The organism is Buchnera aphidicola (Cinara pseudotaxifoliae) (assembly GCF_900128595.1).
Lineage (GTDB): Bacteria > Pseudomonadota > Gammaproteobacteria > Enterobacterales > Enterobacteriaceae > Buchnera_F > Buchnera_F aphidicola_J.
On the sequence record NZ_LT635893.1, the window covers coordinates 98,119 to 114,106 of the forward strand.

9 protein-coding genes are annotated in these 15,988 nt (G+C 23.4%); 3 read left to right on the forward strand and 6 right to left on the reverse strand.

Annotation, left to right across the window (positions count from 1 at the left end):
- Positions 1 to 382: 382 nt before the first annotated feature.
- Both glyS and BUCIPSTX3056_RS00460 read right to left on the reverse strand, forming a co-directional pair.
- On the reverse strand, positions 383 to 2,464 hold the full coding sequence (gene glyS / locus BUCIPSTX3056_RS00455) for a glycine--tRNA ligase subunit beta (protein WP_075474521.1): 2,082 nt from the start codon (positions 2,462 to 2,464) through the stop codon (positions 383 to 385).
- Positions 2,461 to 3,348 carry a glycine--tRNA ligase subunit alpha gene (locus BUCIPSTX3056_RS00460; protein WP_082253739.1) on the reverse strand — a complete coding sequence of 296 codons (888 nt, stop codon included), beginning with the start codon at positions 3,346 to 3,348 and terminating at the stop codon, positions 2,461 to 2,463. Before BUCIPSTX3056_RS00460 ends, glyS begins: the two co-directional genes overlap by 4 nt.
- A 287-nt stretch (positions 3,349 to 3,635) precedes the next feature.
- On the opposite strand from BUCIPSTX3056_RS00460, the gene nfo reads away from it, so the two are divergent.
- The 3 genes from nfo (at position 3,636) to rsmA (ending at position 6,904) form a co-directional block, all read left to right on the forward strand.
- On the forward strand, positions 3,636 to 4,505 hold the full coding sequence (nfo, locus tag BUCIPSTX3056_RS00465; protein WP_075475005.1) for a deoxyribonuclease IV: 870 nt from the start codon (positions 3,636 to 3,638) through the stop codon (positions 4,503 to 4,505).
- Positions 4,506 to 4,582: 77 nt separating this feature from the next.
- Positions 4,583 to 4,888 (forward strand): 50S ribosomal protein L25, encoded by a 306-nt coding sequence (rplY, locus tag BUCIPSTX3056_RS00470; RefSeq protein WP_075474522.1) that lies wholly within the window; start codon positions 4,583 to 4,585, stop codon positions 4,886 to 4,888.
- A 1,197-nt stretch (positions 4,889 to 6,085) separates the two neighbouring features.
- On the forward strand, positions 6,086 to 6,904 hold the full coding sequence (rsmA, locus tag BUCIPSTX3056_RS00475; RefSeq protein WP_075474523.1) for a 16S rRNA (adenine(1518)-N(6)/adenine(1519)-N(6))-dimethyltransferase RsmA: 819 nt from the start codon (positions 6,086 to 6,088) through the stop codon (positions 6,902 to 6,904).
- A 506-nt stretch (positions 6,905 to 7,410) separates the two neighbouring features.
- Here the strand turns inward: rsmA and carB are convergent.
- The 4 genes from carB to ileS form a co-directional block, all read right to left on the reverse strand.
- Complete coding sequence (gene carB / locus BUCIPSTX3056_RS00480; protein ID WP_075475007.1) at positions 7,411 to 10,644, reverse strand: carbamoyl-phosphate synthase large subunit; 3,234 nt, start codon at positions 10,642 to 10,644, stop codon at positions 7,411 to 7,413.
- Entirely contained in the window at positions 10,637 to 11,764 is a 1,128-nt protein-coding gene (gene carA / locus BUCIPSTX3056_RS00485) for a glutamine-hydrolyzing carbamoyl-phosphate synthase small subunit (RefSeq protein WP_075474524.1), read from the reverse strand. The genes carB and carA overlap by 8 nt, the downstream gene beginning before the upstream one ends.
- 87 nt (positions 11,765 to 11,851) lie before the next feature.
- Positions 11,852 to 12,685 carry a 4-hydroxy-tetrahydrodipicolinate reductase gene (gene dapB / locus BUCIPSTX3056_RS00490; RefSeq protein ID WP_075474525.1) on the reverse strand — a complete coding sequence of 278 codons (834 nt, stop codon included), beginning with the start codon at positions 12,683 to 12,685 and terminating at the stop codon, positions 11,852 to 11,854.
- Between the two features lie 286 nt (positions 12,686 to 12,971).
- Positions 12,972 to 15,809, reverse strand: coding sequence for an isoleucine--tRNA ligase (gene ileS / locus BUCIPSTX3056_RS00495; protein WP_075474526.1), 2,838 nt, complete (start codon positions 15,807 to 15,809; stop codon positions 12,972 to 12,974).
- Positions 15,810 to 15,988 lie beyond the last annotated feature (179 nt).

Consider the following 15,988-nt stretch of genomic DNA (forward strand, 5'->3'; position numbering starts at 1 on the left):
TTTTCTTGTACGAAAAAAAATTCAGTATACTTTTATATAAAAATTTCGTACTAAATTAGTATACGTATATAGTGTTTTATATAAATATATTTATTTCGTTGTTATATATTAAATTTACTAGTATAAAAAATAAAATGATTGTTTATTTTTTTATAAAGTAAATATATTAATTTAATAATTATTAGTATTTTATGTTGTTATAACTATAACAAGTAGCGTGCATAATTATATTATAATAATATACTTAAATTATACACGTAATTTTAGAATTTTTTATAGTTTTTTTTATGTAAAATCATAAAATATATGAATTTTTTATATAAATATATTTTAATATATTTATATATAACTATTTTTTTATATAAATGATTGTTCTTTTTTTTTATAAACTAGAAAAATTAGTGATATATAAAAATATTTTTTGTATCTTCTGTAATATAAAAATACGATGTGAACGTATTTTTATGTTTGGATCATATATAAAAGATTTTTGAAAAAATATTTCTATAGGTTTACATAATTTTTTAATACATTGTAATAAATACAAATAATTTACACGCTTACTTGCATTGAGCGTTGTTTTTATATGTTGAATGTGTTGAATTAATTTGTTTTCATGTATTAAAAAATTTTTTGTATAATTTAAGTAATGTGAATTTAATTTTATAAGTTGTGTTTTTTTTGGAATTTTAGAAATTATATTGTTAATTCTTTTATAGGCATTAAGAATTTTTTTAAAGTCATGTTTTTTTTTAAATTTAGTAAGTGCTTTAATTCGTGCATTAATATCATTAAGATTAGATAATTGTAATGATAAAACTGAAAGAATGATTTTTTTACTGTATTTTTTTGTATATAATGATACGTATTTAGAATATATAAAATTTAAAATTAATTGTTTTATTTGTTTTTTGTTTTGTATATGAGAGTATAAATTAATAGATTGTGTAATTGTTTTTGATAGATTAATGTTTATTTCTTTTTTAATGATAATTCTAATAATTCCTATAGCTGCTCTACGTAAAGCAAATGGATCTTTTTTATTGGTAGGTTTTTTTCCTATACTAAAAATTCCAGTAATAGTATCTATTTTATCTGCAATGCTTAATGCGCAGGATATTTTTTGAGTTGGTATATTTGACTGTGAAAAAGTAGGTAAATAATGTTCTTTAATAGCAAGAGCTACTGTTTTATTTACCTGGTGGTGTAAAGCGTAATACATACCAATAGTTCCTTGAAGAGAAGAAAATTCTGTTACGATGTTTGTAGTGAGATCGCACTTAGCTAAAATTGCAGCTTGTTGTGTTAGTAAGATATCGGTTTTAATTTTATGAGCAATATATTGACTTAATTTCTTTATTCTTAAAGTTTTTTCATATAATGATCCTAGTTCTGTATGAAAAGATATTTTTTTTAATAAAATTAATCTTTTTGAAAATGTTATTTTTTGATCTGCACGGATAAAAAAATTTATATTGCTTAATTTTGAATGCAAAACTTGTTCATTTTCTTGAATAATTTTTTTGTAATTCAGTGTATCAATATTACTAATAAAAATGAAACTATTTGTTATAACGTTTGTTATTTTGTTATATAACGGAAAATATTTTTGATTTTTTTCCATAACATAAGCTAATACTTCTTCAGGTATTTTTAAATATTTTTTTTTAAATGTAGCTAAATGTGCGATTGGCCATTCAACTGAAGCTGTAATTTCTTCTAACAATTTTTTATTTATTTTAATTAATTTATTTTTTTTTTTAGACAAAAGCTGTATTTGTTCAAATATATTTTTTTTTCTTTCTTCATAATCAATAAGAATATATTTTTTTTTAAATAATTCAGTTGTGTATTGATTTGCATGAGTAAAAATTATTTTTTTAGGCATCATTAAAAAATGTCCATAAGAAAAATTTTTATAAGTAATTCCAGGTATGTTTAATGAAATATTTTTATCATCTAATAATATCATAATATTGCGTATTGGACGAGAGAATCTAATAGAAGTGGTATTCCATACCATAGATTTTTTTAAAGGTATTTTTTTTATCGCATAGGATATAATTTTTATTAGATTTTTTTTTAATGAAATTATTTTCTTGAGGCTAGAATATGTAAGATATTTGTTTTTTTTAATATGTTGAATTTTAGTTTGTTGTACAGATATATTACAAGTCTTTAACCATATTTTTGCTGCAGGAGTGATTTCTTGGTTAGAATCAAACGATTCTTTTATAGAAGGACCTATTTTTCTTATATACGTGTTTTTTTCAGTATTTGATAAAGAAAAAATTTTTATTGCTATTTTTTTAGCAGTATAATATAAATAAATAGATTTATATTTAATCTTACTTTTAAGAAATTCTTTTTGTATAGTTAAATAAAAAAATTTTGCCATAGCAGTTAGATCTTTACCAGGTAAATCCTCTGTTTGTATTTCTATTAATAACATTTTTTTTTTCATTTTTTACTCTTTTTTTGATTATAGATATATTGTGTAGCAATTTTTTTTATTTGTTTTCGTATATTTAAAATATGATTTGTTCGATCTGTCGAGGATAATATTTTTTTACAATCTAACAAATTAAAATAATGGATAGCATATAACATTTGTTCATATGCTGGAATGGATAATGGAATAGTAAGATTTGTCAATCGGTTTGCTTCTTGTACATGTAATGTAAATAATTCTAAAATCTGTTGTGTATCAGAGAATTCGAAATTATACGATGAATTTTCTTTTTCTTGATGTAAAAATATATCTGAATATTTTATTTTATTTTTATTTTTAGCGTCCCAAATAATATCATAGATATTATCTATATTTTGAAGATGCATAGAAATTCTTTCTAGACCATATGTAACTTCAATAGTTGGTTGGTTACAATTAATACCACCCATTTGTTGAAAGTATGTAATTTGAGTAATTTCCATTCCGTTTAACCATATTTCCCATCCTAAACCAGAAGCTCCTAGAGTAGGATTTTCCCAATTGTCTTCTATAAATCTAATATCGTTATTTTTGATGTCAACTCCAATTTCTTTTAAAGAAGATAAATATAGTTGTTGAATATTATTTGGAGCAGGTTTCATAATTACTTGAAATTGATAATAATGTTGTAATCGATTAGGATGGTTAGTATATCGTCCATCTAATGGTCTTCTAGAAGGTTGTATATAGGCAATAAAAGAGGGTTTTTTTTTAAGGATATTAAAAAAAGTATGGTGATGAAAGGTAGCAGCTCCTATAGAAATATCTAATGGTTGTAAGATGATGCAATCATTTTTATGCCAAAATTTTTTTAACGTACAAATTGTTTTATAAAAAGTGTTGTGATGTATAGACATAATTTTTCTTTTTGTTAATAATATTAGAAATATGTGTAATATATATTTTAATAACATTTAAACATAATTTTTTGTGTTATTTCTATAATAGTTGTTATACATAAATGTTATATTTATTATATAAATGTTAAAATATTGTTAATAGTTTTTATTATTGGTATAAGTAAAATAATAATATATATTATTAGTATTTTACAATGTGTATGTATTGATTATAATCAAACTAGTATATCTATACTAGATTTATTTTTTTAGGTATCAATTTTAAACAGGAATAATTAATTGTGATAATGTACATAGGTGCGCATGTAAGTACTGAAGGAGGTTTAGAAAATTCTGTATTACGAGCGCATCAATTAGGAGCAACGGCTTTTTCTATTTTTGTAAATAATCCGTTGCGATGGATTAACCCGCCTTTACAAAAAAGTACTATATATAATTTTAGGAAAGCTTGTAAAACATATCATTATTCTCCTTTACAAATTTTGCCGCATAGTAGTTATCTAATCAATTTAGGTCACCCGAATAAGGAATTGAATAAAAAATCGTGTAAAACATTTATTAATGAAATCAAACGTTGCTATGAGTTAGGTTTGATGATGATTAATATTCATCCAGGTAGTTATTTATATCAAATTACAGAGAAAAAGTGTTTAGAAAATATTTCTAATTCTATAAATTTTGTATTAAGTAAAACACGCAAAATAATTGTTGTTTTAGAAAATACCGCTGGTCAAGGAAGTAATGTTGGGTATTGTTTTGAACATTTGTCATGTATTATTGATAAAATTGAAGATAAATCTCGTATTGGTATATGCTTAGATACTTGTCATTTGTTTGCATCAGGATATCAGTTAAATAACAAAAATGATTTTTTAGAAATATTTAAAAAATTTAATAGTTTAGTTGGTTTACAATATTTATTAGGAATACATATTAATGATTCTAAGGGAAATTTTGATAGTCGATTAGATCGTCATCATAATCTAGGATATGGAAAAATAAAAAAGAATGTTTTTTCACGGATTGTTCAAATAGTTGAGTTTAAAAATATTCCAATGATCTTAGAAACAAAAGATATAAGTCTGTGGAAAGATGAAATTTTTTGGTTAAAAAAACAATCTATATTGTGTTCTAGAAGGATTCTAAACGTATAAAATATTATCTTATGTTATATTGATATTTAAATAATATGATTTATTAATTGAATTTCTTGTTGTTCGGGGTTAGTTATATGATAACGTTACATGCAATTGTTCGTAATAAATGTGGTACCAGCAATAGTCGTTATATGCGTAAAATACATCGTCGCGTTCCAGGAATAATATACGGTAAAAAAAAATTAAACCAAGAACTTCGGATTTCTCTAGAGCATGATTTAATTTTTAATTTACAAAAAAATGTTGAATTTTGTTCACAAACAATTTTGATTGTTTTACAGAAGAAAAAGTTTTTTGTTACTGTAAAAGATATTCAATACCATGCTTTTAAATCTATGCTGCTACATATAGATTTTTTTTGTCTTAATATTGAAATATAAGATATTAATTCAATATTTGTATATGTTTAATTTTTACAAAAAATAAATATGATGTATTAAATTTAATAATTTTATTTTTCTAAATATTCTGTATCGGCACGTTTTTTATATTAATACAATTTATAAAATTGTTTTTTGTAAAAAAATTTTGTGCCGATTATTTTTATATTTATTTTATTTTTTTTGTTATAACTATAATAGTTTTATTTTTTTTGTAAAATATTTACAAAACGTACAAGTAATTGTTTAAAATTAAATTTTTGTACATCATTATAACTATATAAAATAATATTAATTAACTATAAAAAATTCTTAATTAAGAACTTATATATTTATATAAATATTTTTTTATAAAAGCATAATAAAATTATGCTTTTAAACATTGATTTTTATTTGCACAGTTTTTTTAAATTAAATTTAATAGTAAGAATATATAAAAATATAATTAAATAGTTTTAATTTTATTACAATAAAGTACTTTTTGGAATTAAAAAATTTTTAATAATTTAAACGTAATAGTATATATATTTACATTGTTTAAAAATAGAATATATTTAATAAAAAAAATAGTGTTTTAAATTATATTCAGCATTATGTTTATATAATAAAACTTTAACTGTATCACAGTATATTTTATAATTAAAAATTTACTGTTATAAATATTATCTTAGGAATTATAGTTAATTATTGTAAATAATTTTAAAATAAAAACAACATAATAAATTTTAATTTTATACAACATAAGATATTTTATATATATAAATATAATTTTGTTTTTAAATTATTTTTAATACAGATATTATTTCTTATATAGTATATAAATAAAAATTTTATTAGTTTTTGATATATGAATGTTTTTTGTGCTACTAGATTTAGATTTTATTTGTAAACAAGAGTATTCTTAAAACAAATATTTTATTACACAAAAAGTATAGTTTTATTGAAGTAGAACGAATTAGATAAATATGTTTGACATATATATGTCAATTTTTGGTTGTTTTTTTTAGAACAAAATAATACTAAATAGCTGTTAATGATGTACTAAGTGAATTTTTTTATATAACGCAATTATATTTATTATTATTAATAATATTTTATAAATAATATTTTGTTGTAAATTATTTGATAAATTTAATAATAGTTATTTAGTTTTTTAAATTTAAACAAAAATAGTTAAGCATCTTATTTGGTAAATATATGAATAGATCTATGTATACAAAACATATTCCTGTGAAAAGATTTGGTCAAAATTTTTTAAAGAACAAGATTATTATAAACAAAATTATACAAAAAATGAACTTAAGTAAATTCGACTATATTATAGAGATTGGCCCTGGTTTAGGCGCATTAACATTTCCGATATGTGATATTGTAGATAAAATTACTGTATTTGAAATAGATGAAAATATAATATTTTTTTTGCTATGTCATCAGTACAACGAAAAAATGAATATTATTTTAACTGATGTTATGCAATTTGATTTTAGATATTTCTTTTCTCTAAAGAGGGGTGTTTTATATAGGTTAGTCGGTAATTTACCTTATAACATTTCTGTTTGTTTTTTTTTTAAAATGATTATTTGTAATTTACATATTCATGATATGCATTTTATGTTTCAAAAAGAGGTAGCAGATAGATTATTAGCTAACCCAGGAAATAAAGAATATGGAAAATTAAGTGTTATAGCTCAATTTTTTTATAAAATTAAACCGATTACTACGGTAGATAAATTTGATTTTTTTCCTACACCCAAAATAGATTCTGTATTTTTACGATTTATTCCGTATACTAATAAATATAATAAGTACGACATAGAGCGATATTTTTTCGCTATAGAGTTAATTACTAGAACTGCTTTTCAACATCGACGTAAATTATTAAAAAATAATTTATCTAAAATGTTTTCTGAAACACTTTTGTTAAAATTAGATATTCATTTATTTTCTCGCGCTGAAAATGTATCGGTGCATCAATACTCATTATTAGCAAAAAACTTTTTAAAATTATATAAATAATGATATTTTTATATTTATAAAAAATAATATATTAATTTTATCGAATAGATTATTTCAATATTTAATGTGATATTTGTATTCAAATATTTCTATGAAAATAGTGTTTTATATAACTTGATTTTTTTCATATATTTTGTATTATTTATATGTTTAACAGTAGAATAATTTTTTATAAAAATAAATTTTATTCAACTATATTATTAAATAATAATATAACTGTATAACTATATAACTACATAACTACACAACTACATAACTACATAGCTATATAATTACATAAGTAAATAGTTATATACCTACATAATTTTATAATAATTTTATTAATAAGATTGTATTTAAAAAATATTAATATTTAATATCACTTATTTTATTTTATATTAAAAAATAAAATATAACAATTAATTGTTTTTTTTAGATTTTAATATAAAAAATTTATATGATTTTTAATTACATGTATATAAATAATAAATGTTTATATATAAATTTAACTAAATTAACCATATTAATTAAAATTTATCATAATGTATATCTTGTAAACATAGTATAGTATTTTTTCCAATATATTTTAATGTAGAAATAGTAGCAAAAGCTCCATTTAATGTAGAATCATAATGTATTTTATATTTTAACGCCATATTACGTATTTTACGTGTTTCTATGTTTTTTTTGTTATCTAATGCAGTGTTTATTATGTATGTGTATTTTTTGTTTTTTATAAAATCTTGAATATTTGGTCGACCCTCATAAATCTTACTAACTAGTTTTGCTTGAATTCCTGCAGATTTTAATTTTGCATATGTTCCTTGTGTTGCTTCTATACTAAATTTTAATTTTTTTAACTGTATAGCAATATCAACAATGGAATTTTTATCTTTGTTTTGTACAGATAATAATACTATTCCTGTTTTTTTAAGATGAATTGATATTCCTAACATAGCTTTATAGAATGCTAACGCAAAATTTTTTCCTAAGCCCATCACTTCTCCAGTAGATCGCATTTCTGGTCCTAACACAGGATTAGTTTCAGGAAATTTATTAAACGGTAGAACTACTTCTTTTACAGAAAAAAATTTTGGAGTGATTTTTGTGGTATATTTTTGTTGTGATAAAGTGTTTCCGCAAATTACACGCATAGCTATTTTAGTTAAAGGGATACCCAGGGATTTTGAAACAAAAGGAATAGTGCGTGAAGCTCTAGGATTAACTTCTAAAATAAATATTTGTTTATCTTTAATGGCAAATTGAATATTAATCAAACCTAGTACTTTTAATTCAATAGCTAAAATTTTTGTTTGTTTTTCTATTTTTTTTTCAGTTTTTTTGTCTAGAGTATAAACAGGCAGAGTACATGCTGAATCTCCAGAATGTATTCCTGCTTGTTCTATATGTTCCATGATTCCTCCAATAAAAACTTTTTTTCCATCACAAATTGCGTCTACATCTATTTCGGTAGCATTATCTAAATATTGATCCAATAAAATTGTTTGTTTTTTTGATTTTTGGTCACGATGTTGAAAATATTCAATAAGTTGATTGTCATTATAAATTATTTCCATTTCTCGACCACCTAAAACGTATGAAGGACGAACAATAATCGGATATCCTATTTTATTAGATTTTTTTAATGCTTGTTGTACATTATTAGAAGTATAATTTTTAGGTTGTTTTAATTTTAATCGATTAATAACCTGTTGAAATTTTTTTCTGTTTTCAGATATATCAATATATTTTGGTTGTGTACCTAATATTTTTATTTTTTCTTTCTGAAGATGTTTAGCTAATTTTAAAGGTGTTTGACCGCCATATTGAATAACAATACCCATAGGTTTTTCTATACGTATAATTTCTAAAATTTCTTCTAATGCAATAGGTTCAAAATATAATCTATCAGATACATCATAATCAGTAGATACAGTTTCTGGATTACAATTAATCATAATTGTTTCATATTTATCTTTTCTTAAAATTTGGGATGCATGAACACAACAATAATCAAATTCAATTCCTTGACCAATTCGATTAGGTCCACTACCCAATATAATTATTTTTTTTGAGTTTTTTGTGGGTAGTGATTCGCATTCATCTTCCCAAGTAGAATACATATATGCTGTTTTTGTAGAAAATTCAGCTGAACAAGTATCTATGCGTTTATAAACTGGATGTAGTTGTAATTTATATCTTTTTTTACGTACATCGTTTTCTTGTACATTTATTAATTGAGAAATTCTTAAATCAGAAAAACCTTTTGTTTTTAAATATTTTAGATTTTTGTAATTTAAATCAGATAATTTTTTTTGCACAATTTTTTTTTCTATTAAGATTAAATCTTGTATATTATTTAAAAACCAAGGATCTATATGTGTAAGTTGGTATATTTTTTCTATACTCCAATTTAAACGAAAAGCTTCTCCTATATACCATAATCTTTCTGGACCAGCTTCTTTAAGTTCGTAATATATTTTTTTTTCTAAAAAAGTAGAATTGTTTATCTTGTTTATCTGGATATTAATATCAAATCCTGTTGATCCAATTTCTAAGCTTCTAATTGCTTTTTGTAATGATTCTTGAAATGTTCGACCAATCGCCATAACTTCTCCGATAGATTTCATTTGAGTTGTTAGTCTATCATTACATTCATGGAATTTTTTAAAATCGAATCTTGGTATTTTAGTTACTATATAGTCAATAGATGGCTCAAAAGCAGCTGGAGTGTTATTTCCTGTAATGTTATTTCTTAGTTCATCTAAAGTATATCCTATGGATAGTTTAGTAGAAATTCGCGCAATAGGAAAACCAGTGGCTTTAGAAGCTAAAGCTGATGATCGAGATACTCTAGGATTCATTTCAATAACTATTATTTTTCCACTCTTTGGATTTACTGCAAATTGAACGTTGGATCCCCCGCTAGTTACTCCGATTTCTTTTAATATCATAATTGCAGCGTTACGCATATTTTGATATTCTTTATCACTCAATGTTTGAGCTGGAGCAACAGTCATTGAATCTCCTGTATGTATACCCATAGGATCTATATTTTCAATAGTACATATGACAATAAAATTACCCGATATATCTCTAACTACTTCTAACTCGTACTCTTTCCAACCTATTAATGATTCATCGATTAATAATTCAGATATTGGAGATGCTTCTAAACCAAGTAGACAGATATTTTTAAATTCTTCATAATTATATGCAATACCACCCCCGCTACCTCCCATAGTAAATGAAGGTCGAATAATACAAGGAAAACCTATAGACTGGACTACTTTTTTTGCTTCTTCTAAATCATGTGCTATACCGCATTTTGCTGTGTTTAAATTAATAGATTGCATAGATTTTTCAAAGGAAGATCTGTTTTCTGCTTTTTGAATAGATTTAATGGTAACACCAATTAATTCTACTTCATATTTTTTTAATATTCCTTTTCTATGTAATTGTAGAGCACAATTTAAAGCCGTTTGTCCGCCCATAGTAGGTAAAATAGCATCAGGTTTTTCTTTTTTTATAATTTCGGTAATAATTTTTACATCAATAGGTTCAATATATGTCCTATCAGCCATATTAGGATCAGTCATAATTGTTGCTGGATTTGAGTTTATTAATATAACTCTATACCCTTCTTCTTTTAGAGCAGTGCAAGCCTGAGCTCCAGAATAATCAAATTCACATGCTTGTCCAATTATAATAGGTCCTGAACCTATAATTAAAATAGAGTGTATATCATTTCTTTTAGGCATTTTTAAATTCCTGTTTTTGCATATTTTTAATAAATTTATCAAATAATGTATGAGCATCGTGAGTACCTGGAGTAGATTCAGGATGTCCTTGAAAACTAAAAGATGGATGATTTTTTAAAGAAATACCTTGAATAGTATTATCAAATAAAGACGTATATGTAATAATTATATTTTTTGGTATTGATTGTTTGTCAATAGTAAAATTATGATTTTGTGTGGTTATAAATACTTTTTTAGTATGTATATTTTGAATTGGATGATTAGATCCGTGGTGCCCGAATTTCATTTTGATGATTTTTGCGCCTAATGATAACGCTAAGATCTGATGTCCTAAACAAATTCCAAAAATAGGAATTGATAAATTTAGTAATTTTTTTGTGTCTTTAATGGATTTTATGTACAATCGAGGGTCTCCAGGACCATTAGATAACAGTATTCCTGATGGTTTTAAAGAAATTACTTTGTTTACAGAAATAGTTGGTGGTATTAGTGTAATTTTGCAGTTTTTTTCATGTAAAATATTTAATATGTTATTTTTAACTCCAAAATCATATACAATAACATGAAATTTTTTTCTTTGATATGTATTGTGTCTTGAATTTTTTGGTATCCATTCTTGAATATTTTTTACTCCGATTGATATATTTATATTCTTTTTTTTTTTATTTTTATAATTCAGGATTTTTTTAATAGCTTTTTTTTTATCCATATATAGTTCTGATTGAATACATCCATATTGTGAACCATATTTTCTTAATATATGAGTAAGTTTTCTAGTATCAATATTGGATATTGCAATAATTTTTTTTTTTTTTATATATTTTAATAAATCTTGTGTGCTACGAAAATTACTACTTATTGACGATATTGATTTAGCAACAATTCCTTTGGCGAAAATTTTTTTAGATTCTTCATCTTGTTTATTAGTTCCAACATTACCAATATGAGGATTGGTAAACGAGATTATTTGACCATGATAAGAAGGATCTGTTATGATTTCTTGATATCCAGTCATGGCGGTATTAAAGACCACTTCTCCAATTGTTTCACCTTCAATGCCCGCAGAAATTCCTTGGAATACAGTTCCGTTTTCTAAAACTAAATGCGCTAATTTTATCATAAGGTTCTCTTGGTATACATTGTGTAGGTATACAAAAAAATATCCGTATACCGGTAAATGTTTTTTATGTTCATATTGAATATCTTGTTATTTAATAACAATATTTCTTAGAACACTGTTCATATTGTACAAACCATTCTTTTTATCATATATCCATATAGCTGCTTGTATAGCTCCTTTTGCAAAAACAGAACGATGAGTAGCTGTATGACTAACAGAAACTTTTTCATATTTATTTGCAAATAATACAGTATGTTTTCCAATAGTATTTCCTTCTCTAATAGTTGAAAAACCAATTTTATTTTTTTCTCTTATTCCAATATTTCCGTATCTTGAAAATATAGCTGATTCTGAAAATTTCCAATTCATAGCTTCAGAAATGATTTTTCCTAACTGTAATGCAGTTCCTGAAGGAGCATCTATTTTGTTTCTATGATGAGATTCTATAATTTCTATATCAGAAATATTACCTAATATTTTAGATATATATTGTATTATTGTATGCATCATATTAATTCCAATACTAAAGTTAGGTGAATATAATATTGGAATTATTTTAGACGCTTTTTTTATGGTGTTCATTTGCATAGAATTAAGACCGGTGGTACCGATAATCATTTTTTTTTTGTTTTGAACACAATATTCTACCATTTTTAATGTTACATATGGTTTACTAAAATCAATTAATGTATCAAATGGTAAAGTATGTTTATTTTTTTTTAATTTTTTTAAAGTAGTAAAAAGAATTTTTTTATTTATACAATATTTTTGATGGTAATTTGAGTGTGTATATACATAGTCTTCTTTAGTTAATGCGTAAACTAATTTGATATTTTTTTGTTTTGTTATTTCTTTAATTAACATTTTTCCTATTCTACCTAATGCTCCAGATATAGCTATACTAGTTTTTATTTTTTTCATTTTGTGTCCTTTTTTTTAATATACGGTGTAATAGTTTTTTAGAAAATATACTGAATATGATAAATAATTTGTTTTTTAATATCATAAACAAGGTTGCTTTGCATACAGAAAAAAAAATCTAAGTTCATTATTATATAACATTGTTTTTTTTATATAAATAAATTTTCATAAATGTGATAAAAGTATATAAAAATGAATATTTTTAAAATAGAATTTTACACTAAGTAAATTGTATAGATATATTTTATAAAATATGTTTTTTATAGATTCATTTTTAGTTGTTTTTTTATAAAAAAATGTGTTTTTTTTCTTTGTTATTAATATTTTCTAGACATCGATAACAAAGATTCATAGTATTGTTGATAAATCTTTTTTTCTTTGAATAGTGCCAACATCTCGGACATTTTATTTTGTTGCTTTTGTTTATTGTGAATTTTAAATGTTTTATAGATTTACTTTTATAAGCTATTTTAGGTGCATGAGAATATCGACATAATTGAGTTTCAGATACTAAAAATATAAATTTTAATTCGGTATTAAAAGATAGTAGTATTTTAAATAAATTTTTTTTTACATATAATGTTAATATTATTTCAAGGGAATTACCTATGTATTTAGTTATTTTTTTTTTTTCTATGAACCTATTAACTTCGTTTTTTATAGTGAATATTTTTTTCCAAAAGGAAGAATTATAATAAACGGTTTTTAAAGGAGGCTTGATTTTTTTAAACCATTTTTCTGTAAATATAGATATTTTTGTATTTTCATAAAAATGATTCCATGCTTCTTCTGCGGTAAATGATAGTATTGGAGCGATCCATCGTATAAGATAATGTAAGATATAAAATATAGTAGTTTGCCCGCTTCTTCTCGCTATACTGTTATTATGTGCGGTGTATAATCTATCTTTAATTAATTCTAAATAACAAGATCCTAACTTAATGGAACAAAAATTGATAATTTTTTGTACTACTTCGTGAAAGTGATAATTTGAATAATTTTTAATAATTTTTTTTTGGTAATTATATGTCTGTTCTAATATCCATTGATCTAATAATAATAAATGTTTATTGCTTACAATATGGAGGGATGAGTTAAAATCAAAAATATTAGAGAACAAAAATCGTATGGTATTTCTAATTCTTCTATAATTTTCAGATATTTGTTGTAAGATTTCATGAGATATAGATATATCTTTGGTATAGTTTGTGCAAGCTACCCATAATCTTAAAATATCTGCTCCCCATATTCGGATAATATCTTTTGGTTTTTGACTGTTTTCTAAAGATTTAGACATTTTTTGACCGTGTTCATTAATAACAAATCCATGAGTTAAAACTGTTTTATATGGAGCATGATTTTGCACAATTACTGATGTAATTAAAGATGACATAAACCAACCACGATGTTGATCTGATCCTTCTAAATATAGATCAGCTATATGATTAGATGTATTATGAGGATCATGCTTATATATTTTTAATTGGTGACTTGATCCGGATTCAAACCATACATCAAGTACATCATGGACTTTTTCATACATATCAGCATTTTCTTTCAGCCATGTATATTTTGTGGATTTCCACCATACAGTATAACCATGTAATTGGATTTTTTGTGCTATTTTTTTCATAATACATATTGTATTAGGATGTAATTTTCCTGTTTTTTTATGTATAAATAACGGAATTGGGATTCCCCAAGTTCTTTGTCTTGAAATACACCAATCTGGTCTATTTTTTAACATTGTTTTCATCTTGGCTTTTCCCCATTCTGGAATCCAGTTAACTTTTTCAATTTTTTTTAATATTTTGTTTTTTAATAACAGATCAGATATCCTAATAAACCATTGTGGTGTAGCTCTATAAATAACTGGTTTTTTATGACGCCAACAATGTGGATAAGAATGTTCAATAATTTTAGAAAAAAATATTTTTTTTTTATTTTCTAATAACTCAAAAATTATGTTTTCTGCTTTAAAGATATGGTGATTATTTAATATTTTAAAAAAAGGAATATTGTATAATCCGTACGCACTAACAGTTTGGTTAGGTTTTATGTTGTATTTTTTACATGCAATAAAATCTTCGTATCCATGATCCGGAGACATATGTACGGCTCCGGTACCGAGTTCATTAGATACGTGATCGGATAGTATTACAGGAATGACAGTATTTAAAAAGGGGTGCAAACAATTTAAACCACCCAATTTTTTTCCTTTTATACAACCTCTAATTTTCCATTTTTGTATATTAGTTTTTTTAAATAAGTTTATTGCTAATTTTTTTTCACAAATATAATATTTTTTTTTTACTTGTATTAACTGATAGTATAACTTTGGATTAATAGCAATAGCTTGACATGTTGGAAGTGTCCACGGTGTAGTAGTGAAAATAATTATTGAAATATTAGCACATGAGTTTTTTTGTTTGTTTTTTTCTTTAAAGAATTTGTTTTTTAAAACAGTGTTTTTTTTTATTTTAAATAAAACATAAATAGAGCATGAATTTTTTTTTTGATACTCTATCTCGGCTTCAGCTAGGGAAGATTGACATTGAAAACACCAATAAATAGGTTTTAGATCTCGGTATACATATCCTTTTTCAATAATATGAGATAGAACCTTTATTGTATTTGCTTGATTACTATAGTCCATAGTTAAGTTTATATTATTCCAATCAGCCAAAACTCCTAGTCTCATAAAATCTTTTTTTTGTTTATCAACTTGTTTTAATACATACTGATGACATTTGATACGAAAACTTTGTTTGTTTTCTTTGACTATTTTATTTTTAAATATTTTTTCAACTTTTTGTTCAATAGGTAATCCGTGACAATCCCAGCAAGGAACATAAGGAGCAAAAAATCCTGACATACGTTTAGCTTTTAAAATGATATCTTTTAATATTTTATTAACTGTATGGCCAATATGGATATCGCCATTGGCATATGGTGGACCATCATATAAAAAAAAACATTTATTTTTTTTGTTTTTTGAGTTTATATAATCATATAATTTGTTTTTTTTCCATTTTTGAAGAATTTCTATTTCTTTTATGGATAAGTTTGCTTTCATAGAAAATTTTGTTTGAGGTAAGTTTAAAGATTTTTTTATTTTTTTCATATGTAACTTCTAGTTAATTATTAATTTGTATTTGTACATACATATTATAAATACAATAACATTATTTATATGTGTTTTTTGGATAGTTTTTTTGACAATAAATATTTTATAAAAATTAATTTTTATTGACGATATAAATGAAGTATATTAATAGATAATACTATATAGAATAATCGTTA

What these genes read in the sequence shown, in the direction of transcription:
- ileS (WP_075474526.1), bottom strand. Translation starts at nt 15,809, where the DNA reads ATGAAAAAAATAAAAAAATCTTTAAACTTACCTCAAACAAAATTTTCT.
- rplY (WP_075474522.1), top strand. Translation starts at nt 4,583, where the DNA reads ATGATAACGTTACATGCAATTGTTCGTAATAAATGTGGTACCAGCAAT.
- rsmA (WP_075474523.1), top strand. Translation starts at nt 6,086, where the DNA reads ATGAATAGATCTATGTATACAAAACATATTCCTGTGAAAAGATTTGGT.
- BUCIPSTX3056_RS00460 (WP_082253739.1), bottom strand. Translation starts at nt 3,348, where the DNA reads ATGTCTATACATCACAACACTTTTTATAAAACAATTTGTACGTTAAAA.
- carA (WP_075474524.1), bottom strand. Translation starts at nt 11,764, where the DNA reads ATGATAAAATTAGCGCATTTAGTTTTAGAAAACGGAACTGTATTCCAA.
- dapB (WP_075474525.1), bottom strand. Translation starts at nt 12,685, where the DNA reads ATGAAAAAAATAAAAACTAGTATAGCTATATCTGGAGCATTAGGTAGA.
- glyS (WP_075474521.1), bottom strand. Translation starts at nt 2,464, where the DNA reads ATGAAAAAAAAAATGTTATTAATAGAAATACAAACAGAGGATTTACCT.
- carB (WP_075475007.1), bottom strand. Translation starts at nt 10,644, where the DNA reads ATGCCTAAAAGAAATGATATACACTCTATTTTAATTATAGGTTCAGGA.